This is a genomic window from Mycobacterium sp. M23085 (assembly GCF_045343915.1).
In the GTDB taxonomy this organism is placed as follows: Bacteria; Actinomycetota; Actinomycetes; order Mycobacteriales; family Mycobacteriaceae; genus Mycobacterium.
Genome location: NZ_CP174280.1, coordinates 4,120,237 through 4,141,730, shown reverse-complemented (window position 1 = coordinate 4,141,730; position 21,494 = coordinate 4,120,237). Strand labels below are relative to the sequence as shown.

Sequence of the window (21,494 nt, the reverse complement as noted above, 5' to 3'; positions counted from 1 at the left end):
CGTCGACCGGCCGGGGCGGACAATCCCAGGTCGTAGCCCTGTCGTGCTGTTTTGCCACCGGCCCTACGGGCATACTGACTTGCATGCGCTCCATCTGGAAGGGTTCCATCGCGTTCGGGCTGGTGAATGTCCCGGTCAAGGTGTACAGCGCCACCCAGGACCATGACATCAAGTTCCACCAGGTGCACGCCAAGGACAACGGCCGCATCCGCTACCAACGCGTGTGCGAGGTGGACGGCGAAGTCGTCGAATACCGTGACATCGCCCGGGCCTACGAATCCGATGACGGCCAAATGGTCATCATCACCGACGACGACATCGCCACCTTGCCCGAGGAACGCAGCCGCGAGATCGAGGTGCTGGAGTTCGTGCCGGCCAGCGAGGTGGACCCGATGCTGTTCGACCGCAGCTACTTCCTGGAGCCGGACTCCAAGTCGTCGAAATCCTATGTGCTACTTGCCAAGACGCTGGCCGAGACCGACCGGATGGCGATCGTCCATTTCACGCTGCGCAACAAGACTCGACTGGCGGCGTTGCGCGTCAAGGACTTCGGCAAACGCGACGTGATGGTCATTCATACCTTGCTGTGGCCCGACGAGATCCGCGACCCGGACTTCCCTATCCTGGACAAGAAGGTCGACATCAAGCCGGCCGAACTCAAAATGGCCGGTCAGGTGGTGGAGTCGATGGCCGAAGACTTCAATCCCGACCGCTACCACGACACCTACCAGGAGCAGCTACAAGAGCTGGTGGAGGCCAAACTCGAAGGCGGCGAAGCGTTTACCACAGAGGAGAAGCCGAAGGAGCTGGACGAGACCGAGGACGTCTCCGATCTGCTCGCCAAGCTGGAGGCCAGCGTGAAGGCGCGCTCGGGTAACGGCAAGGCACCCGCGAAGAAGGCCGCGGCGAAAAAGGCGCCCGCCAAGAAGACGGCCGCCAAGAAGGCGCCGGCCAAAAAGGCCGCGTCGAAGGCGTCCTCGAAATCCTGACCCGGGTCAGCGTCTGCGGGTTGCCAGGAAGCGGGTCAGCGCCGCGACGATGTTGATCACGGCGACGATGATGATCAGGGCAAGCGCCGCACCCCAGATGCGCAGGAAGCCGGCGTGTTCGGGATTGGTGAGCTCGGTGTAGATCAACAACGGCAGCGAGGCCATGTTGCCGTGGAAGATGTCGACGTTGATCGAACGGCTGTAGCCGACCAGCACCAGCACCGGCGCGGTTTCGCCGATCACCCGCGCGACGGACAACAAGATCCCGGACACGATGCCGGGTGTCGCGATCGGGAAGACGATGCGCACGATGGTCTTCCACTTGGACACGCCGAGCGCGTAACTGGCCTCGCGCAGGTCGTCGGGCACCAACCTGAGCATCTCCTCGGCGGAGCGCACCACCACCGGCAACATCAGCAGGACCAGGGCCAACGACACCGCGAACGAACTCTGCTGGAAGCCCAGGGTGGCGATCCACAGGCTGAAGACGAACAGGGCCGCCACGATCGAGGGCACACCGGCGAGCACGTCCACCATGAATGTGGTCAGCCGCACCAGCCGTCCGGACCCGTATTCCACCAGGAATACCGCGGTCATCAACCCCAACGGCACGGCCAGGGCCGCGGCGACGCCGGCCTGCACCAACGTGCCGTAGAGCGCGTGGTAGACGCCGCCGGCGAACTGTTCCGGCAGCACGCCGTGCAGCGAGTGGGTCCACCACCCCGGCCGCGTCACCGCATACCAGCCGCGCTCGACCACGATCGACAACACCCAGAACAGCGGCACCAGCGCGACGCCGAACGACCCGAGGAAAAACACCGTCGCGGCGTTGTTGGTGATCCGGCGCCGGAAACTCAGCGGCCGGAATACCTCGACCTTGACCGGCCGGTCCAGCGCTTCAACGCTCATAAGCGCCGTTCCTTCTCATCGCTTCGTCCCCCGCAAGCGGGTGGTGCCCCCACTGCATCGTCACCGGCGCGGCTCATACGCGCCGTTCCTTTTCATCGCTTGTCATCCGTTGACCTTGCCGCCGGCGATCGCACGGGCCAGCGCGTTGACGACGAACGTCAGGACAAACAGCGCGAATCCCGCCGAGATGTAAGCGCCCGTGGGCAACGGCGCGCTGAACTCCGCTGCCGCCGACGCGATCTTCGAGGCGAACGTGTAGCCGCCGTCGAACAGCGACCAGTTACCCGGGCGGGCGGCCGAACGCAGGATGATCAGCACCGCCACCGTCTCGCCCAGCGCGCGGCCCAACCCCAGCATCGACGCCGCGATGACACCGCTGCGGCCGAACGGCAGCACGGTCATCCGCACCACCTCCCATTTGGTGGCGCCCAGCGCCTGCGCCGCCTCCATCTGGATGTGCGGGGTCTGCCGAAACACTTCGCGCGAGACGGAGGTGACGATCGGCAGGATCATCACCGAGAGCACGACGCCGGCGGTGAAGATGGTGCCGCCGCCGGCGAGCGAGACGTTGCCCTGCTTGAACAGGAAAAACCAGCCCAGGTGGCGGTTGAGAAAGGCGGCCACCGGCTCGATCTGGGGTGCGAGCACGAAAATGCCCCACAGTCCGAAGATGATCGACGGCACCGCGGCCAGCAGATCCACCACCGCGCCGAACGGGCGCGCCAGCCGCTTCGGCGCGTACTGGGTGAGGAACACGGCAATGCCGACAGCGACGGGAACGGCCAGCACCAACGCGCTGAGCGAACTGAGCACCGTGACCATGAGCAGGTCGCGGATACCGAACGCGAGCTTCCCCGAGTCGCTGGTGTTGAACATGGCGCTGGTGAAGAAGTTCGCGTGGTTGGCGCGCAACGACGGGACGGCGCGCAGCAACAGGAAGACCGCGATCAGCACGATGGCGACCACGATCGTCGAACCGGCCGCGGCGGCCACCAACTTGAACAGGCGATCAGCCCGTCGCCCCACGTGCGCACTCAGCGTCGTGAGTGCGGGTTTTTCCGTGGTCGACGGGCTGATTGCTGTTCCTCGTGTCACGACCACCTCAGGTTAGGTGATGGCGTTGATGGAAGTAGACAGTCTCGACTTGAACGCGTCGGGGATCGGGATGTAGCCGTTGTCGGCCAGGCCATTCTGCCCGGCGCCGACGGTGCTCTGCAGGAAGGCCTTCACCGCCGTACCGACCTCGGCGTCGGGGTACTTCGAGCACACAATCTCGTAGGTGGCCAACACGATCGGGTAGGAACCGGGCTGGGTTGGCTTGTAGAAGGAGAGCGTGTCGAGCACCAGGTCGTTACCCTGGCCGGCGATCTTGGCCCCGGCGATCGTCTTACCCACCGAGTCGGTACTGATCGACACCGCGTCCGGGCCTGCCGAGGTGACGATCTTGGCCATGTTCAGTTTCTGCGCCTGAGCGAACGACCATTCGTTGTAGGTCACCGATCCCTCGGTCGCCTTGATCGCCGCCGAGGTGCCGTCGTTGCCCTTGGCGCCCTCGCCGACACCGCCCTTGAACGTCTTGCCGGCGCCCTTGCCCCACGCGCCGTTGGAGGCGGCATCGAGGTACTTCTGAAAATTGTCCGTGGTGCCGGACTCGTCGTTGCGGAAGACGACGTGAATCGGCTCGGCGGGCAACGTGACGCCCGGGTTCAACGCCTGGATCGCGGGGTCATTCCACGTCGTGATCGCGCCGTTGAAGATCTTGGCGGCGGTGGGGCCGTCCAGGCTCAGTGAATTGAGACCCGTGACGTTGTAGGTGATGGCGATGGGGCCGAACACCACCGGCAGATTGAGCGCCGGCGAACCGCAACGTTGTTGCGCCGCGGCGTATTCGTTGGCCGCCAGCGGCGAATCCGAACCACCGAAATCGGTTTGCTTACCATTGAATTCACTGATTCCCGCACCGGATCCGTTGGCGGTGTAGTTCAGCGTCTGACCGGGGCAGGCCTGCTCGAACGCGTTGACGAACCGGGTCATCGCGTTGGCTTGGGCCGTCGAGCCGCTGGCCTTGAGGGCCTTCTTCCCGCCGCAGCTGACCTTGGCCGACGAGGAGCCGCTGGGCGCACTCGCGCCGGACCCGTTGTTATCGCTTCCACATGCCGACAACGCCAGCGCGCCGGCGCTCAGGACACTCAGCACGGCGCCAAATCGGTTGAGTTTCAATTCGCTTCCTTACGGTAGGGATGAAACAGGATCGCCGCCGGCCAATGGCTCTGCGCCCCGACCAGCCCGTCTCGCAGCCACGAAGCTAACAGTAACAAGGTAAACGTTGAGCAAATTGTTCGGCGCCCGCCGTTGAACGGCTGGCTCCCGGCGGCGACGTCGACGGTAGCCGAACGCTGCCGGGTTCCGGCGCGTGTGGCAGCAAAGGAACCGCCTCGGTTGTCCTGTCGCGGCGCGCGCATCACGAGATGGCGTTGACGGACTCCGCCGGCCGGGACCGCAATGACGCGGGCACTGGGATATAGTCCGCCAAGCCGTTCTGTCCGTCGCGAATGGCGCTCTGCCGGAAGGCCGTTACCGCCGGCCACACCAAACCGGTTGCGCCGCAAGTCAGTTCCGCACGACGAAGACCAGACATGATCGTCGCCCCAGGGCAGGCGAATGGCGGTATTCCGGCGCCACACGCCGGCCAACCTGTACGACAAGCTGCATCGCCCCGCCCGTGTGCAAAAGTAGAACCTGTTCCAGAAATGTCCGATCCGAGGCGGCGCGACTTGCTACCGTGTCGGCTGACACCGAAAAGAAGAGAGGCCGCCATGATCCTTGACAGGTTCCGTCTCGACGACAAAGTCGCCGTCATCACCGGTGCGGGCCGGGGCCTGGGGGCGGCCATCGCGCTGGCCTTCGCCGAAGCAGGTGCGGATGTTCTCATCGCCTCGCGCACGCAGTCCCAACTAGACGCCGTCGCCGAACAGGTCCGCGCCGTCGGACGGCGGGCCCACGTCGTCGCCGCCGACCTCGCGCATCCCGAGTCCACCGCCGAGCTGGCCGGCAAGGCCGTCGAGGCGTTCGGGAAACTAGACATCGTCGTCAACAACGTCGGCGGGACCATGCCCAACACGCTGCTGACCACCTCGACGAAGGATCTGAAGGACGCCTTCACCTTCAACGTCGCCACGGCGCACGCGCTGACGCTGGCGGCGGTGCCGTTGATGCTGGAGCACTCCGAGGGCGGCAGCATCATCAACATCACCTCGACCATGGGCCGGCTGGCCGGGCGTGGTTTCGCCGCCTACGGCACCGCCAAGGCCGCCCTGTCGCACTACACCCGGCTGACCGCCCTGGACCTGTGCCCTCGCATCCGGGTCAACGCGATCGCACCGGGATCGATCCTGACCTCCGCCCTGGACGTCGTCGCCTCCAACGACGAGCTGCGCGCGCCGATGGAGAAGGCCACACCGATGCGCCGCCTCGGCGATCCCGTCGACATCGCTGCTGCCGCAGTCTATTTGGCCTCTCCGGCCGGCAACTTCCTGACCGGTAAGACCCTCGAGGTCGACGGCGGTCTCACCTTCCCCAACCTCGACATCCCCGTCCCGGACCTGTGACCCCCGACCGCTGAGGAGCCCGTCATGCCCATTCCCGTCGTCCAATTGGGCACCGGCAACGTCGGTATCCACGCCCTGCGGGCGCTGATCACCAACCCGGAGTTCGACCTGAAAGGCGTCTGGGTGTCCTCTGACGCGAAGGCCGGCAAGGACGCGGCGGAGCTTGCCGGACTCACCGAGTCGACGGGTGTGCTCGTCAGCACCGACCTGGATGCCGTGCTCGCCACCGGGCCGCAATGTGCGGTGTACAACGCACTGGCCGACAACCGGTTGCCCGAGGCGCTCGAGGACTACCGGCGCGTCCTGGCGGCCGGAATCAACATCGTGGGCAGTGGTCCGGTCTTTCTGCAGTATCCGTGGCAGGTCATCCCCGAGGAGCTCATCAAACCCCTGGAAGACGCAGCGCGCGAAGGTAATTCGAGCCTGTACGTCAACGGTATCGATCCCGGCTTCGCCAACGACCTGCTGCCGCTGGCGCTGGCAGGCACGTGCCAGAGCATCCAGCAGATTCGATGCATGGAGATCGTCGACTACGCCACCTATGACAGTGCCGCCGTCATGTTCGACGTGATGGGCTTCGGTAAGCCGCTGGACGACCTTCCCATGCTGCTGCAGCCCGGCGTGCTCAGCCTGGCGTGGGGATCGGTGATCCGCCAAATGGCTGCGGGCCTGGGTATTTCGCTCGATGAGGTGACCCAGGACTACATCCGCGTACCCGCCCCCGAGGATTTCGACATCGCGTCGGGTCATATCGCCAAGGGCACCGCCGCGGCGTTGCGCTTTGAGGTGTTCGGCAAGGTCAACGGCGAACCCGTCGTTGTCCTCGAACACGTCACCCGGCTGCGCGAGGACCTGTGCCCGGACTGGCCGCAGCCCGCCCAGGAGGGCGGTTCCTACCGCATCGAGATCACCGGCGAACCGTGCTACGCCATGGACGTCTGCCTGAGCAGCCGCAAGGGCGATCACAACCACGCCGGCCTGGTGGCCACCGCGATGCGCGTCGTCAACGCGATCCCCGCGGTGGTGGCCGCCCGGCCGGGCATCGTGACCACCCTGGACCTGCCGCTGGTCACCGGGAAGGGGCTGTACCGCCCACAGTGAGGCGCGGGGCGAAACACCGTAGCCGCTGGGGACCGCGCCGAGATGTTCGACTAACCTCACTTTCTTATTCGGTGAAGTGAATCGAGGTCGCCACGTTGGGGCAGCGCACCCAGGGCTCACTCAAGGGCAACTGGTATTTGCTCGGGCCCGCATTCGTCGCCGCAATCGCCTACGTCGACCCCGGCAACGTCGCGGCGAACGTCAGCGCCGGCTCGCAGTACGGCTACCTCTTGCTGTGGGTCATCGTGGCGGCCAACGTGCTGGCGGGCCTGGTCCAGTATCTGTCCGCGAAGCTGGGACTGGTCACCGGACGCTCCTTGCCCGCGATGATCGGCAAGCGGATGGGCCGCCCGGCGCGCTTGATCTACTGGGCTCAGGCCGAGCTCGTCGCGATCGCGACCGACGCGGCCGAAGTCGTCGGCGGGGCCATCGCCCTGCACATCCTGTTCAATCTGCCGCTGCTGGCCGGCGGGCTGATCACCGGCCTGGTGGCGTTGCTGCTGCTGGGGATCCAGGACCGGCGCGGGCAGATCATCTTCGAGCGGGTCATCACCGGCTTGCTGCTGGTCATCGCGATCGGGTTCGCGGCGAGCTTCTTCGTCAAGACGGCGCCGCCGGAGGAGGTAATCGGGGGGTTGGTGCCCAGGTTCAGCGGCACCGAAAGCGTGTTGCTGGCCGCCGCCATCCTGGGCGCCACCGTGATGCCGCACGCGGTGTACATGCACTCGGGGCTGGTCCTGGACCGGCACGGGCATCCCGAGGAGGGACCTCATCGGCGCCTGCTGCTGCGCGTGACCCGCTGGGATGTCGTGCTGGCGATGACGGTGGCCGGCACGGTCAACGCCGCGATGCTGCTGATCGCCGCGGTCAACCTGCAACACCGCGACGTGAGCGCCTCCATCGAGGGCGCCTACTCCGCGATCCACAACACGCTGGGCGCCACCATCGCGGTGCTGTTCGCGGTCGGGCTGCTCGCGTCGGGCCTGGCGTCGTCGTCGGTGGGCGCCTACGCCGGCGCCATGATCATGCAGGGACTGCTGCACCGATCAATTCCCATGGTGGTGCGCCGGGTGATCACGTTGGTGCCCGCCCTGGTGATCCTGGCGGTGGGATTCGATCCCACCCGCGCGTTGGTGCTGTCGCAGGTGGTGCTGTCGTTCGGAATACCATTTGCGGTGCTGCCTTTGATCAGGCTTACCGGCGATCGCGGGTTGATGGGTGGGGACGCCAATCACCGCATCACGACGATCCTTGGCTGGGCCGTCGGCGTATTGATTACTCTGCTTAACGTGGTGCTCATCTGGCTGACGGTGACCGGCTGAATGCCGGGCCGCCGGCACCTCTATTTCGCATACGGATCGAACCTATGCGTGAAGCAGATGGCGCACCGCTGCCCCGACGCCGCGCATCCGCGCCCGGCGGTGCTGGCCGATCACGACTGGCTGATCAACCAGCGCGGCGTGGCCACCGTCGAACCGCTCGCCGGTAACCAGGTGTACGGGGTGGTCTGGCAGATCTCCGACGGCGACTTGGCGACGTTGGACAGCGCCGAGGGGGTGCCGGTGCGCTACCGGCGCGACGAGATGACCGTGCACACCGACGACGGGCCGCGACCGGCCTGGGTGTACATAGACCACCGGGTGACGCCGGGCCCACCCCGCCCGGGCTACCTGCCGAAGATCATCGACGGCGCCACGCAGCACGGGTTGCCGCAACGCTGGGTCGACTTCCTGCGCCGCTGGGACCCCGCCGGCTGGCCCCGCCCGAAATCGTCGTCGGCGTCCGGGCCTGGGCCACAGTCACTTTCGGCATTGCTGAACGAGCCCGGGGTGGCCGAGAGCAGCCAAATACGTTCGCGTTTCGGGTTTTTCGCGATCCACGGCGGCGGGCTGGAAGAGATGACCGATGTGATCGCCGAGCGCGCCGCCGAGGCCGCCGGCGCATCGGTGTATGTGGTGCACCATCCGGATCGCTACCCGCACCATCTGGCGTCGGTGCTGTTCGACCCGGCCCAGTCGCCACGGCTCGCCGCGTTCCTCGACCACGTGGACGTCGCGGTGTCGCTGCACGGGTATGGCCGCGACGGTCGCAGCACCCAGCTGCTCGCGGGCGGCGGTAACCGGGCGCTGGCCTCTCACCTGGCCCGGCACATCCAGCTGACCGGCTATCAGGTGATCACCGACCTCGACGACATCCCGCCGGAATTGCGCGGCCTGCACCCGCGCAACCCGGTGAACCGGGTGCGCGACGGTGGAACCCAGCTGGAGCTCTCGGCGCGGGTCAGGGGAATCAGCCCGCGCAGCCCGCTGCCGGGTGAGGACGGTTTGTCGTCGGTCACGAGCGCCCTGATTCAGGGGCTGGCAGAGGCGGCCCGTAATTGGTCAATGTCGGATCGGTGAACGGAGATTGTTGGTGGCCAAGGACTTTCGCTTTGGAATGAGCATGCGGTTCTTCAAGTCGCGCGAGGCGCTGCTGGACAAGGCCAAGCGCGCCGAGGACGCCGGCTTCGACATTCTTTGTGTGCCCGACCATCTGGGGGCCGCGGCACCATTCCCGACGCTGACCGCGGTCGCAATGGTCACCACCACGCTGCGGCTGAGCATGTACGTGCTCAATTCGGCGTTCTACAAGCCGGCCCTGCTCAGCCGCGACATGCAAGCCCTGGATCTGCTCAGCGACGGCCGCCTGGAGATCGGGCTTGGCACCGGCTACGTCCGCGAGGAATTCGAAGCCGCGGAGATCCCGTATCCCAGCGCCGGCGCCCGGGTCGACTACCTCGAACACATGACCAAGTATCTGAAGGAGCACCACCCGTCAACGCCGCTCATCATCGCCGGCAATGGTGACCGGGTGCTGACCATCGCGGCCCGCAACGCCGACATCATCGGGCTGACCGGCTCCAAGGTGCGCGCCGTCGAGGATCCGTTCGCCGAGCGCGTCGATTTTGTCCGCAAGGCCGCGGGAGACCGGTTCGACTCACTCGAGCTGAACCTGGCGATCACGGCGATGCCGCGCGACGGCGAGACCGAACCCGACCTCAAGCTGACCCGCGCTTATTCGCCGGACCTGTCCGACGAGGAGATCCTGTCCCAACCCTCGGTACTGAGCGGCTCCCCCCGCGAGATCGCCGACACGTTGCTCGCATACCGGGAAAAGTACGGCGTGTCGTCCTTTACCGTGCAGGACAACCACATCGACAACTTCGCGAAGGTGATCGCCGAACTGCGCTGACCGCCGTGGCGCTTAACCGGCCGGCCTGCCGGTAAGCTCAGGCCCGTCCGCCCCCGTAGCTCAGGGGATAGAGCACGGCTCTCCTAAAGCCGGTGTCGCAGGTTCGAATCCTGCCGGGGGCACTGTTTGTATGTATGACGTCGGGTGATGCTTGACAGTTACTTCGGTTGATCCTTGACACTCCGCGGATGAGGGAGGTTCAGACCTGATCAGCGATGGGTTGCGATTTCGCAAGTCGGAATGTCAGCGCCACGCTGCACGCCCGGTTGGCCCGCTACGAGACTGAGAGGAACCCAGCGGTAGGACCGGTCGATTCGTTCTCGGTCTCCGGTCGGCACGCCGACGTCTTCAGTCCGGCGGCACGCACTTCGACGAAGAGGATCGGTGGCAGGTGCTTCGAGTCCTAGGCGACCGCGCTCGGGTTGCCCTCTTCAACTTTCGTGCAAGCCACGAGCAGCCCTGTTGCGATCCGCTCGAATTGGCAGTCGTGGCATAACACCACATCAATCCCGGGCAACTGCCGGATGACGGCAGTTGCCTTGGTGGTCAGTCGTTGGCAGTGACCACATTTCAAATACGCGGCAGGGTTTTCCACGGGGTGGACTGCGACGAGATAAGAGGAGTCGTGCATGAAATGATCGTCCACCCCGTCGCTTGCCATCTGCTGAGAGGCAACATAGCAATTTCCCAAGAATCTCCTGAAAATCTGCCAAGTGCGAAGCTAAACCCCAGACGGCGATGTCCACTGGCTGAGGTTGACATGGCTGCGATGTCGAACCCATTGTGCGTCAACGGCTGACAAGAACCAAAGGTAACCAACGTTGGTACCGCCGGTAAAGGCGATGTGGCATTTTCGGATCCGGCTGGCATAAGCGGTGGTGACTTCAGTCACCTCGACTCCGGCAGCGGCAGCCTTTGTGCCGCCCAGCTGTTGCACAGTGCAGTCATTGGTTCAGACGGTGGCCCTCATTTAGCGAGGCTGACATGCGCCAGACCATCCTTCGCCGACGCTCGGATGTCCGCTTTCCCGTGGCCGAGACGCTGTGGGTCATCGCGAGCGTTATCCTGCTGCTCGCTTTGGGAGACGTCGTGATCGTGTTGGTCCTCGCGCTGGCCGCCGCGACCATGGCGACCACGTGGTGCATGCGTCGCAACGCCGGGCATCGCGCGGCGTAGGCACCGTTTCACCCGCGACGCGTCGTCATTCCCAGGTAGCCGGCGGCGGTGTGGCCTTGGATTTGTCGGCCCAGGATCGGGACGGATCCATCTCCCACAAAAGCAGGAGAATGAGGTCTAGCATCTATACCGTGGGTGTGAGGAAACAAACGTAGCGCCCGTCGCTTCGTCAAGGCATAAGACCTGCCGGGCCTGCGATGCGGAAGTTAGTCGCGACACTGATGGCCGTTGGGGCCGTGCTGCTCAGCGGGGCTGTCGCCCGCGCCGGGAACCAGGCCCCACCGCCTCCTCCTCCGGCGCCCTCCTTCTATGCACCGAAGTGCCTGAGCTTCGACCCCAATCCGCCGGCGCACTGGAACTGGCTACCGTGCGGATGGACAACGGACGGCAAGCAGTGGTTTCCGCCGCCGCCGTAGCCGCGAAAAGCCCTCAGCTGCTGGCTAACTCGCTTTGAGGTGTCCACTTCCCCGGCAACTAACGCCGCAGACGCCCGCATCCCCCCGGGCGTCTGCGAGCGAAAGCGCCTGGTCGATCGGGACACCACTGCAATCGAGGCCGTTGACCACAAGGCCCAGGCTGATCGCGCCGTCGGCGCGGGTGCCTTCGATGCATACCTCGATGTCCCGGAGCCCCGGCCTGCCCGCGGTCCAGAAGTCCGGACGGTGGCCGTCGAACACCGTGTGAGCGTCCGCACCGTCCACGTCTTGCCGCGGGGAAAGCTCTGCTGCCGACGACACCGGCACATCGTCGGGCAAGGCCGCCGCCGCGAGAGGAGTGAGCGGATCGGCGAGGCCGCAACAATTGTCGTGATATTTCAAGGCGATCATCGTCGCCTCCTCTCTTCAGGCCATCGTTGTTCGATGGCAACGGCTTACGGCAGCACGGTGTGCATCAGCATCACGTCGTATGCCGACCACAACGACAAGTTGAAGTACAGGTCTCGTCCCGACGACCACGGATGGATCATCGGCGCATAGATACCGCCGGGCATTTGGAACGAGGACACCAGCGGTTGCTCGGGACTCCACGGCCCTTGCGGCGTCGGTGCGGTCCGGGCCACGACGTCGTTGCTTCCGCCGTCGGTGTAGAGCACCAGGTATTGCTTGAGATAAGTGTTGTACTGGGCCGACATTTCGCCGACCGGCCCCGGGAAGATCGGCGTCGCCGCGCCCGGATTGTTTGCGACCCAGTGGCCGCCGTTGTCGCCGTTCCAGTACTGGTACTTGGTCAAGTCGGGCAATTGATTCGGTGGGACGCGCGACAAAAATGCCGCGCCGCCACGTCCCGACGGGGTGCCGAACTGGTAGAGGTAACCGTCGTTCCCCTTCAGGAACGCGCCCATCTGGAAGTTCTCATTTCCCGGCGTAAAGCCCGCCCCCGGAATGGCATCCGGCGAGGCCGTGCGAATGGTGGTCGGGAAGATCCCCCAGTTCTGGCCGTTGTCGGTGGACCGGGCGATCGCCGAGTAGTTCGTGGACCATTCGCCGTCCCGGCCCCACTGCCGGATGGACATGTAGCTCATGTACTGGGTCCTGCCCATGGACATCGCCGCGGTCGGAATGATGCCCGTCTCGTGCGCCGCCTTGTGAATGGTGTTGACGACCTGCTTGGAAAGTCCGGGCGCCCACACCGGCGAGCCGGAGTACCGGTCGTTGGGCACACCGTCGGCGATGTGAATCCCCTTGGACAGATCGTGATCGTTGCTGCGGAACAGGGTGTTGTACCGCCACTGCTGGCCATGCACCTTGCAGTAGCCGAAGGTGTCACCGAAGGCCATCAGGACCTGACGGTTGGCGGGATCCCCGTTATCCCAGGCGATCCCGAGGTCGGTACCGGAGATGCTGAACCGTTGCAGGGTCTTGTTGGGGCCGTTCGGTCCGGTCACCCAGTCGACCAGTGACGTCGGAGCGCCCGCGATCGACGGGGGCGGCGGCCCGGGTTCGGGCTGCGGCTGCGGCATCGGCGCGGCGTTCGGGCGCAGCTGGTTGGCATTGGGCGGGACCGGGACCCCGGGCGCGGGCGGATTGGGTCCGGGCGGCAGCACCGCGGCTTGCGGGTACATCGGTGCAGATGGGTCGGTTCCGGGCGTCGGCCCCTCGGCTCGCGGATGCGCCGGCGCGGAGTACTGACGGCCGGGAGCGGATGGCTTGAGCAACGACGAGATCAGCGGACCCAGCCTGGGGAGCGGCGCCTGGTCATTCGTGTGGGTGGGCCTGCGCCCGGTGGGCGGTTGGACGACCGGCTGGGGCGCGGGCATGGCCGGCGGTGCGGCGGGCGGATCAACGTTGGCCTCTGGCGCCCCGCACGGTGTGGCGTTTGCAACTGGCGCCGGTCCCACCACGAGGACGAATCCGATAGCGGCCGCCGACGCCATCGATAGCGACACACTTCGCAGAAACGCCGACATGTAGCACCTTTCGAGGGGTAGGACACCGCGTTGACGTCCTTCAGCTGGCAGATGTGACGATAGTGATCTGCGGGGCAAATGTGATCAGTGATGAGCTGATAGGTATCCATCCGTGACCGTGTCGCAACGCAGCGATCCCCGTCCACCACGCACCCTTCGGACGATTAGCTCCACGGCTATATCAGCAGCTGGAACGCGTTGCCAGATTTGCCGCAGCCGCGACCACACCCGGCCGCCCGGCTTTCGACACGGTGTCAGGATGGACCCCGGAACCGCCCAACCAGCGCAAGGGCGAGCGTTCCCCCGAAGCCGGGCTTGTCGCTCCGAAGTGGGCATCCCATCACCCGGTTCCGTCGCAGCGGCGCGGGGGTGGCAAGGTCCGGGAGGAAGCGACACCGACTTTGCTGGCGGCAGCCGGAGACACCACCGAGGAGGGCGCGAGCCGCCGATCCTCGTTCGGTACGGGCGCACCACCTTGCCGCAGCTCAGCCTGGCGCCAGCGGAACCCTCGAACGCTTTGTTGCACACGCGAGCAACAAGATTTGCGATTCGCACGGCGTAACGCGAAAGCCGTGTCACACTCAAACAGATTGGGTCAGCATGTTTGTCCACCCCGCTCGGTGGCAATGATCCAACAGAGGCGAGCACGTCGGCCGGCCTTCGTGCCCGCCTAGGTCCCGTCGGTTCAGCCCGAGAGCCGACGGGGCCGCCCTTTTTCGAAGCCATTCACCGCCTTGCGGCGGCGGCGCCCCTCGCCGATAGGGCTCAACAACGCCGCCGTGCGGGAGTACCGTCGGCGTATGTATGGGTCGGGCGAAGGCGTGTGACCATGAATGTTGAGATCGTCGGCAAGTTCCTGTCCACCCTTCCCGAAGACGACGACCACCCGTACCGCACCGGGCCGTGGCGGCCCCAAACCACCGAGTGGGACGCCGACGACCTCGTCGCCGTCGAGGGTGACATCCCGCGCGATCTGGACGGCGTATACCTGCGCAATACCGAGAATCCGCTGCATCCGGCGCTGAAGACCTATCACCCGTTCGACGGTGACGGGATGGTGCACGTGGTCGGCTTCCGCGACGGAAAGGCTTTCTACCGCAACCGGTTTATCCGTACCGACGGTTTCCTGGCCGAGAACGATGCGGGCGAGCCGCTGTGGCCGGGTCTGGCCGAGCCCGTTCAACTGGCCCGGCGCGAGCAAGGGTGGGGCGCGCGCACCAAGATGAAGGACGCATCGAGCACCGACGTCATCGTTCACCGCGGCGTCGCGCTGACCAGCTTCTACCAGTGCGGGGACCTGTACCGAATCGACCCCTATTCGGCCGCCACGCTCGGCAAGGAGTCGTGGAGCGGCGGCTTCCCGGCCGATTGGGGGGTGTCCGCACATCCCAAGGTAGACAACAAAACCGGCGAACTGCTGTTCTTCAACTACAGCAAGCGAGAGCCCTACATGCATTACGGCGTGGTCGACGACCGCAACGCGCTGGTGCACTATGTCGACATCCCGCTACCCGGACCGCGGCTGCCCCACGACATGGCGTTCACCGAGAACTACGCCATCCTCAACGATTTCCCGCTGTTCTGGGATCCACAGCTGCTCGAGCACGACGTACACCTGCCGCGCTTCTATCCCGACATCCCGTCGCGCTTCGCGGTGATCCCGCGCCGCGGCGACACCGGTGACATTCGCTGGTTCGAGGCCGACCCCACGTTCGTGCTGCACTTCACCAACGCCTACGAGGACGGCGACGAAATCGTGCTCGACGGCTTCTTCGAAGAAGACCCGTCCCCACTCGATACCGGGGGAACCAAGTGGGAGAAGCTGTTTCGCTTCCTCGCCCTGGACCGCCTGCAGGCCCGGCTGCACCGGTGGCGCTTCAACCTGGTCACCGGCGCGGTGCGAGAAGAGCGGCTCTCGGAGTCCATCACCGAGTTCGGCACCATCAATCCCGAGCATGCCGGCGACGACTACCGCTACACCTATGCCGCCACCGGCAAGCCGGGCTGGTTCTTGTTCGACGGCCTGGTCAAACACGACTTGCGCACCGGAACCGAACAGGGGTTCTCGTTCGGTGACGGTGTCTACGGCAGCGAGACCGCCATGGCCCCGCGCGTGGGAGCCACCGGTGAGGACGACGGCTACCTGGTCACCCTCACCACCGACATGAATACCGACGCCTCCTACTGCCTGGTCCTCGACGCTGCCCGAGTCGGCGACGGCCCGGTGTACAAACTTCAACTACCCGAACGCATTTCCAGCGGTACCCACTCGACATGGGCAGCCGGTGCTCAATTGCGACGCTGGGCCACCGCCGACTCCGCCGCCGGTGCGATCGGACTGTGATGAGCGCCCCGAAGCACCACCACACGCACTGGCCGCTGCGGCTGGCGCCGATCGGCGCCATCCGTTTCGCGCGCCGCTCCGCGCACTTCACCGAAACCGTGCAGTTCTACCGCGATCTGGTGGGGCTGCCGCTCTACGAGACGTTCGGGGACAGCTACGGAAGCAACGGCGCCATCTTCGGACTGCCCAGCTGGAACCTCACCATGGAGATCGTGGAGGCCGTCGAGGACGTCTCGGTGGATCAGCACGAACAGCTGTGTCTGTATTTCCCCAACCAAGAGACCCAACACGCCGCCCTCGCGCGGCTGCGGGAGGCGGGCGTGAAACCCGTCGACCAGCACCCCTACTGGGCGGCCACGGGTGCGGTCACCTTCCGCGACCCGGATGGACGCGAAATCGTGTTCGCGCCCTTCGTGTTCGGCGTCAACGAACCCGATGTCAGCGGCGCCTCGGGAACGCACGAGTTCCCGTCGACCTGACGGTTCAGCGGCCGGACCGACCGGAAGCCAGGGCGGCGACGACGGCCACCAGCGAGCACGCCACCGCGCCGACCGCGGCGCCCGCGCCGACGTACAGTCCGTATTCGGCCGACACCGGCGGGTTGACGTTGAGCTTGTAGTACCACATCGTCAGCGCCGTGATCAGTGACGAAATCAGCAGCGCGGCAATCGAAGCGAGCCTCACCGACAGACCACGACCCATCATCGCGCCCGCCACCAGCAGCGTCGAGGCCAACAGCACGATGAGCTGGCCGGCGCCGAAACCAGGGGGCAGTTCCAGATTGCCGTGAGCGCCGCCGATGGCGTTGGCCCAGCCCCCGCCGTTCACTGTCGTCCGCAACCACGGCAGCCATGCGCTGGCCGACACCACCACGGCGAAAAATGCCACCAGCCAACCGGAGCGCAGTCGGCGAGTCATGGTAGCGAGATTAACGGACGCAAAGAGCCGCCCGCGGGAGCGAGCGTGAGGCTCGCCGTACGGGGGCCGCTACGCCGGCGATCAGCGGTGAGCCCCACCATCTCCGTTCGTGCTGGGGTCCGCTCGGGTGAACACCGTGACGAAGTTCTCCAGCGACTGGTTGATGTCGCCGCGCAGGGCGGCGGCCACCACCATGCCGATGGGACCGAACAACGCCGGGCCGCCCAGGTGAACGTCGAAGCTGACGGTGGAGCCGTCGTCCTTCGGGGCGACCTTGGCCATCAGCTTCACCTTGACCCCGCCGACGCCGTCACCGTTGAGCGTCATGCCCTCGGGCGGCTTGTAGCGCACCACCGTCCACTTGATCCGGTTGTACATGCCCTTGACCTCGACGATCGACTCGACGACGGTGCCCTTTTCGATCTCGTCGGGCAAGGTGCTGCGCCACACCCGGTGAATGGTCAACCAGTCCTTGTACCGGGACAGGTCCGAGGCGTGCTGCCAGGCCACCTCGGGTGGCAGCGGGACATCGATGGATCCGGAAAGCTTCGCCATGACTCAGTTCTGCTGGTCGTCGTGGTCCGCGGTGCCGGCGGCCTTTTTGGCCTGCTCCTGCACCTGGTGGATGGTGTCGGTGTACTTGCCCTGCGTCTTCTGGTCGACGAACTCGCCGGCCTTGTCGATCGCCGTCTCGACCTTATCGGCGTTCTGCGACAACAGATCCTTTGCCTTGTCCAGGAAACCCATACGCCCCTCCTTTTCCCGGCATCGTACTTGGCCCGTGACGACCCGCTGCGGCTGAGTTCGGGGCGCTCAGCGCCACAACCGCGGCTGCACACCCAGCATTTTGGCCCGGATCCACCAGGTGGCCTCGACACCGGCCGCGCCCAGCACACCGACGCCCACCGCGGTCGAGGTCACCGCGACATTGGACGGATCGAGCAGGAACTCCTTGCGCGCCAGCGGCAGGCTGAAAATCACCACATACGCCAGCCCGGAAGCGATCACCAGCGCCACCCGCCACCACTCGTAGGGGCGGGCCACCACCGCCAGCACCCACAGCGCCGTCATCAGCAACGTGATCAGGGCCGCGGTGGACGCCTGGTCCTGTTGGGCAAAACTGGCGTGACGACCGTGGTAGGCGAGCAGATAGGAGGCGAACGTCGCGGCGCCGACGATCAGCCCGGACGGCAGCGCGGACGAGAGCACTCGGCGCACGAAACCCGGATGGGCGCGTTCGTTGTTGGGCGCCAGCGACAGGATGAACGACGGTATGCCGATGGTGAACCAGGCCGCGATGGTGACGTGGATGGGTTGGAAGGGATACAGCAGCGGGTCGGCTTTCAGCGGTTTGGCGAGCAGGCATTCGATGCCCACCAGCAACGCCAGCAGCACCGAGTACACCGTTTTGGTCAAGAACAGGTTGGCGACGCGCTCGATGTTGCCGATCACCCGACGGCCCTCACCGACGACGTAGGGCAGCGTCGCGAATCTGTTGTCCAGCAGCACGATCTGCGCGACGGCGCGCGCCGCCGGACTGCCGGCTCCCATCGCGACCCCGATGTCGGCATCCTTGAGCGCCAGCACGTCGTTGACGCCGTCGCCGGTCATCGCGACGGTGTGCCCGCGCGATTGCAGCGCCTGCACCATGGCGCGTTTCTGGTCCGGCCGCACCCGGCCGAAGGTGGTGTGGGTGTCCAGCGCGTCGGCCAACTGTGCGGGTTCCGAGGGCAATTGACGCGCGTCCATCGTGTCGCCCCGAAGGCCGAGCCTGCCGGCGACGGCGCCGACCGAGACGGCGTTGTCACCGGAGACGACTTTGACCGAAACACCTTGATCGGCAAAGTAATCCAGTGTATCGCGGGCGTCCGGACGCACCCTCTGCTCGAGGACCACCAGCGCGACCGGAGTGACACGACCCGGCGCGTTCGGGTGATCGACGGCGACGTCACCGGCGCCGACCAGCAAGACCCGCAACCCCTGCGCCCCGATCCGCTCCGCCTGCCTTGCCGCCGCCGACGCGGGCTCGAGCAAGACGTCCGGCGCCCCCATCACCCAGTTGCCGTGATCCTGAAACGAGACGCCGCTCCACTTGGTGGCCGACTTGAAAGGGGCTGTCGCCGTGACGGTCCAGCCGGGCGGTTCAGGAAAGGCCTCGGCGATGGCCCGCATGCTCGCGTTGGGTCGCGGATCGGCGGCGGCCAATGCGGCCAGCACGTCGGCGATCCGATCCCGCTCGCCCGACCGGTCGAGTTCGTCCACCGTCGCGACCCGCATGCCGCTTTCGGTCAGCGTGCCCGTCTTGTCGGCGCAGACCACGTCGACGCGCGCGAGTCCCTCGATGGCGGGCAGCTCCTGCACCAGGCACCGGCGCTGACCGAGCCGCACGACCCCGACCGCGAACGCGACCGATGTGAGCAACACCAGCCCTTCGGGGACCATGGGCACCAGTGCGCCGACCGTGCGCAGCACCGCCTGCCGCCAGCCCGCGTGGGTGGTGAACAGCTGGGTGTAGATGGTCAGCAGGCCGGCCGGCACCAACAGGTAGGTGATGAACTGCAGGATGCGGTTAATGCCGTTGCGCAGTTCGGATTTCACCAGGGTGAACTTGCTGGCCTCCTCGGCGAGCTTGGTCGCGTAGGCGTCTGGCCCGACCTTGGTGGCGCGATATGCGCCGCTGCCCGCGACCACGAAACTGCCCGACATCACCTGGTCGCCGACGGCCTTGCCGATCGGGTCCGCCTCGCCGGTCAGCAGCGACTCGTCGACTTCCAGGTTCACCTCTTCGACGATTTCGCCGTCGACGAAGACCTGATCGCCGGGACCAAGCTCGATGATGTCGTCGAGCACCACCTGGCCGGGCGGCACCGCCCTGGTCCCGGATTGCCTGCGCACCAGGGGTTTCGCCTGCCCCACAATGGCGAGCTTGTCCAGCGTCTGCTTGGCCCGGATTTCCTGGACCATGCCGACGACACTGTTGGCGATGATCAACAGCCCGAACATGCCGTTGATCACCGAGCCGGTCGCCAGCACGATCAGCAACAGCACCCCGAGGATCGCGTTGATCCGGGTGAATACATTGGCGCGGACGATATCGGCGATGCTGCGCGTGGCGCGTTCACGTACCGCGTTGCTCCTGCCGTCGGCGACCCGTTGCGCGACTTCGGCGTCGGTCAGACCGGATGTGGGAGCAAGAGTCATCGCGTGAAGATTCCCAGCTTGTTCGAGTCGTAGTACTCCAGGTTCAGTGCGTTGCCCGCAAAGCTGGCCTTGGAAACCGTTCCGGGTGGGGCGTTTTCGTCGGTCAATGCGAAGGTGAAGGTGTCACCGTCCCAGTGGGTGAGGGTGACCGTCCGATTTTTCGGCCCCATCGCCAGCTGCAGTGCGCCGTCGTGTTCGGTGACGACGGCCGGGCCCCAGTAGTCGCTGGCGTAGCTGCCGGCGTAGTCGCTGAGCGGTCGGGCCGGCGCGGGGTGGGCCGGGGGCTGCTTGCCGACCAGCGATCCCAGCGGGTTGTTCAGCCAGCCGATCGCCTTCTTGTACAGCGACCCCCAATCCTCGCGGATCTGCCCGTATTGGACGAGGTCCATGAATTCGGCGGTCAGTGTTTCCGGGATCCCGTATGGCGCGGCGTTGGTCAGCGCGATGATGCCCAGATCCTCCGACGGCAGCACCACGAAGTTGGTCGCCGCGCCCAAATCGAAAGCGCCGGAATGGCTGTACTCGGTGCGTCCCGAGGAATCTACCGAGGAGTTGAAGCCGTATCCGTAAAACCCGGTGCGGGCCTGGGGCGATTTCGCGGGCGCCGACACCATCTGTGGACTGATGGCGGGCAGCAGGGCTTCCGGCGAGCTGATCCGCCGGCCGTTGTAAGTTCCGTTGCCCAGCAACATCAACAGCCAACGCGCCATGTCGTTCACCGACGAACTCACGCCGCCCGCGGGCGACTGGGGATCCGGGTCGCGCTGGAAACGGGCCTGCCAGTTGTCGTCGATCTTGATGTGGTTGACCGCATGGTTGGGGCGGGCGAGGAAGTCGGCGAACCGGGAACTGGTCGACGTCATTCCCAGCGGGCGGTAGAGCACCTCGTCGGACAGATCCTCCCATGATCTGCCCGCCGCGGCGGCCACCGTCTCGGCGCCGACGGTGACCCCATAGTTGGTGTAGGCGTAGCTGATTCGGAACGGATCCAGCGGCAGATACTTGAGGCGCTCCAGCGTCTGCCGCCGGTCGTAGCCCAGGTCTTCGAGTTTGTCACCGGCGTGGTCGGGCAGGCCGGAGCGATGAGAATACAGGTCGCCGACGGTCACGTGGCTGCTGACGTAGGGATCGCTCAGCGTGAACCACGGCAGCTTGGCGGCGACGGGCATATCCCACGCGACGACCTTGTCGCTGACCTCGTGCGCGATCACCGTCGCGCCCACCGATTTGGACACCGAGGCCAACTGGAAGATGGTGTCGGCGTCAACCTTGTTCTCCCGGCCTTGCCCCTTGCTCACATCCTTGACGCCGAAGCCTTTGGCGTACAACACCTTTCCAGCATGGACGACGGCTACGGCCATGCCCGGGATGCCGGTGCTCTTCATCAGCTCGTTGACCAGACCGTCCACCTTGGCGACGGCCTCGTCGATGCGGCCGGCGGGGATCGCCACGCCGGAGACCTGGTTGGGCGGGGCGTCGGACCGGGTGGACGGCGGACCGGCCGTCGGCTGGTCGGAGCCGCATCCCGTCAACCCGAGCAGCGCCGCGGCCATGGCGGCCGCGGCCGCGCGTTTGGTCATGCGCGAACCCTAGCGCGGTGACGATGCGCG

21 protein-coding genes, 1 tRNA gene and 1 pseudogene are annotated in these 21,494 nt (G+C 65.9%); 11 read left to right on the top strand and 12 right to left on the bottom strand.

Annotation, left to right across the window (positions count from 1 at the left end; translation table 11 throughout):
* Positions 1–83: 83 nt before the first annotated feature.
* Positions 84–989 carry a Ku protein gene (locus ACIUM1_RS19595; protein ID WP_406814252.1) on the top strand — a complete coding sequence of 302 codons (906 nt, stop codon included), beginning with the start codon at positions 84–86 and terminating at the stop codon, positions 987–989.
* A 6-nt stretch (positions 990–995) separates the two neighbouring features.
* On the opposite strand, the gene pstA is transcribed toward ACIUM1_RS19595, so the two are convergent.
* The 4 genes and pseudogenes from pstA to pstS form a co-directional block, all read right to left on the bottom strand.
* A complete protein-coding gene (gene pstA / locus ACIUM1_RS19590; protein WP_406814251.1) occupies positions 996–1,898 on the bottom strand; it encodes a phosphate ABC transporter permease PstA in 903 nt (300 codons plus the stop codon).
* Positions 1,895–1,969: pseudogene (locus tag ACIUM1_RS19585) on the bottom strand (16S rRNA (guanine(966)-N(2))-methyltransferase RsmD); the annotation flags it as partial. The pseudogene ACIUM1_RS19585 and the gene pstA, both read right to left, overlap by 4 nt.
* 31 nt (positions 1,970–2,000) lie before the next feature.
* Positions 2,001–2,975 carry a phosphate ABC transporter permease subunit PstC gene (pstC, locus tag ACIUM1_RS19580; RefSeq protein ID WP_406817759.1) on the bottom strand — a complete coding sequence of 325 codons (975 nt, stop codon included), beginning with the start codon at positions 2,973–2,975 and terminating at the stop codon, positions 2,001–2,003.
* A gap of 30 nt (positions 2,976–3,005) precedes the next feature.
* Positions 3,006–4,118, bottom strand: a complete 1,113-nt coding sequence (pstS, locus tag ACIUM1_RS19575; protein ID WP_406814250.1) for a phosphate ABC transporter substrate-binding protein PstS — start codon at positions 4,116–4,118, stop codon at positions 3,006–3,008.
* Between the two features lie 596 nt (positions 4,119–4,714).
* On the opposite strand from pstS, the gene ACIUM1_RS19570 reads away from it, so the two are divergent.
* The 6 genes from ACIUM1_RS19570 (at position 4,715) to ACIUM1_RS19545 (ending at position 9,960) form a co-directional block, all read left to right on the top strand.
* Complete coding sequence (locus ACIUM1_RS19570; RefSeq protein ID WP_406814249.1) at positions 4,715–5,506, top strand: SDR family oxidoreductase; 792 nt, start codon at positions 4,715–4,717, stop codon at positions 5,504–5,506.
* A 24-nt stretch (positions 5,507–5,530) separates the two neighbouring features.
* On the top strand, positions 5,531–6,607 hold the full coding sequence (locus ACIUM1_RS19565; RefSeq protein ID WP_406814248.1) for a diacylglycerol kinase: 1,077 nt from the start codon (positions 5,531–5,533) through the stop codon (positions 6,605–6,607).
* Positions 6,608–6,687: 80 nt separating this feature from the next.
* Positions 6,688–7,929: an Nramp family divalent metal transporter gene (locus ACIUM1_RS19560; RefSeq protein ID WP_406817758.1), complete on the top strand. Its 1,242-nt coding sequence runs from the start codon at positions 6,688–6,690 to the stop codon at positions 7,927–7,929.
* On the top strand, positions 7,930–9,006 hold the full coding sequence (locus tag ACIUM1_RS19555; RefSeq protein ID WP_406814247.1) for a poly-gamma-glutamate hydrolase family protein: 1,077 nt from the start codon (positions 7,930–7,932) through the stop codon (positions 9,004–9,006).
* 7 nt (positions 9,007–9,013) lie between these two features.
* Complete coding sequence (locus tag ACIUM1_RS19550; protein ID WP_406814246.1) at positions 9,014–9,838, top strand: LLM class F420-dependent oxidoreductase; 825 nt, start codon at positions 9,014–9,016, stop codon at positions 9,836–9,838.
* Between the two features lie 49 nt (positions 9,839–9,887).
* A tRNA-Arg gene (locus ACIUM1_RS19545) sits at positions 9,888–9,960 on the top strand.
* 281 nt (positions 9,961–10,241) lie between these two features.
* On the opposite strand, the gene ACIUM1_RS19540 is transcribed toward ACIUM1_RS19545, so the two are convergent.
* Positions 10,242–10,499 (bottom strand): hypothetical protein, encoded by a 258-nt coding sequence (locus tag ACIUM1_RS19540; protein WP_406814245.1) that lies wholly within the window; start codon positions 10,497–10,499, stop codon positions 10,242–10,244.
* Positions 10,500–10,822: 323 nt separating this feature from the next.
* Between ACIUM1_RS19540 and ACIUM1_RS19535 the strand changes: the two genes are divergently transcribed.
* Positions 10,823–11,014, top strand: coding sequence for a hypothetical protein (locus ACIUM1_RS19535; RefSeq protein ID WP_406814244.1), 192 nt, complete (start codon positions 10,823–10,825; stop codon positions 11,012–11,014).
* Between the two features lie 197 nt (positions 11,015–11,211).
* Positions 11,212–11,430, top strand: a complete 219-nt coding sequence (locus ACIUM1_RS19530) for a hypothetical protein (protein ID WP_406814243.1) — start codon at positions 11,212–11,214, stop codon at positions 11,428–11,430.
* Between the two features lie 24 nt (positions 11,431–11,454).
* Here the strand turns inward: ACIUM1_RS19530 and ACIUM1_RS19525 are convergent, their stop codons facing one another.
* Together ACIUM1_RS19525 and ACIUM1_RS19520 are read right to left on the bottom strand one after the other, a co-directional pair.
* Positions 11,455–11,841, bottom strand: coding sequence for a hypothetical protein (locus ACIUM1_RS19525; protein ID WP_406814242.1), 387 nt, complete (start codon positions 11,839–11,841; stop codon positions 11,455–11,457).
* A 44-nt stretch (positions 11,842–11,885) separates the two neighbouring features.
* Positions 11,886–13,421: a DUF4185 domain-containing protein gene (locus ACIUM1_RS19520; protein WP_406814241.1), complete on the bottom strand. Its 1,536-nt coding sequence runs from the start codon at positions 13,419–13,421 to the stop codon at positions 11,886–11,888.
* Positions 13,422–14,250: 829 nt separating this feature from the next.
* Here ACIUM1_RS19520 and ACIUM1_RS19515 point away from each other — a divergent pair.
* Together ACIUM1_RS19515 and ACIUM1_RS19510 are read left to right on the top strand one after the other, a co-directional pair.
* The gene (locus ACIUM1_RS19515; RefSeq protein WP_406814240.1) at positions 14,251–15,765 is read left to right on the top strand and encodes a carotenoid oxygenase family protein; all 1,515 of its coding nucleotides are present in this window, start codon (positions 14,251–14,253) and stop codon (positions 15,763–15,765) included.
* On the top strand, positions 15,765–16,244 hold the full coding sequence (locus tag ACIUM1_RS19510; RefSeq protein ID WP_406814239.1) for a VOC family protein: 480 nt from the start codon (positions 15,765–15,767) through the stop codon (positions 16,242–16,244). The genes ACIUM1_RS19515 and ACIUM1_RS19510 overlap by 1 nt, the downstream gene beginning before the upstream one ends.
* A 4-nt stretch (positions 16,245–16,248) precedes the next feature.
* On the opposite strand, the gene ACIUM1_RS19505 is transcribed toward ACIUM1_RS19510, so the two are convergent.
* The 5 genes from ACIUM1_RS19505 to ACIUM1_RS19485 form a co-directional block, all read right to left on the bottom strand.
* Entirely contained in the window at positions 16,249–16,683 is a 435-nt protein-coding gene (locus tag ACIUM1_RS19505; RefSeq protein ID WP_406814238.1) for a hypothetical protein, read from the bottom strand.
* An 81-nt stretch (positions 16,684–16,764) separates the two neighbouring features.
* Positions 16,765–17,238 carry an SRPBCC family protein gene (locus ACIUM1_RS19500; RefSeq protein ID WP_406814237.1) on the bottom strand — a complete coding sequence of 158 codons (474 nt, stop codon included), beginning with the start codon at positions 17,236–17,238 and terminating at the stop codon, positions 16,765–16,767.
* A 3-nt stretch (positions 17,239–17,241) separates the two neighbouring features.
* Complete coding sequence (locus ACIUM1_RS19495; protein ID WP_406814236.1) at positions 17,242–17,430, bottom strand: antitoxin; 189 nt, start codon at positions 17,428–17,430, stop codon at positions 17,242–17,244.
* Between the two features lie 66 nt (positions 17,431–17,496).
* A complete protein-coding gene (locus ACIUM1_RS19490) occupies positions 17,497–19,884 on the bottom strand; it encodes a cation-translocating P-type ATPase (protein ID WP_406814235.1) in 2,388 nt (795 codons plus the stop codon).
* Positions 19,881–21,464, bottom strand: coding sequence for a serine hydrolase (locus tag ACIUM1_RS19485; RefSeq protein ID WP_406814234.1), 1,584 nt, complete (start codon positions 21,462–21,464; stop codon positions 19,881–19,883). Before ACIUM1_RS19485 ends, ACIUM1_RS19490 begins: the two co-directional genes overlap by 4 nt.
* Positions 21,465–21,494: the final 30 nt, after the last annotated feature.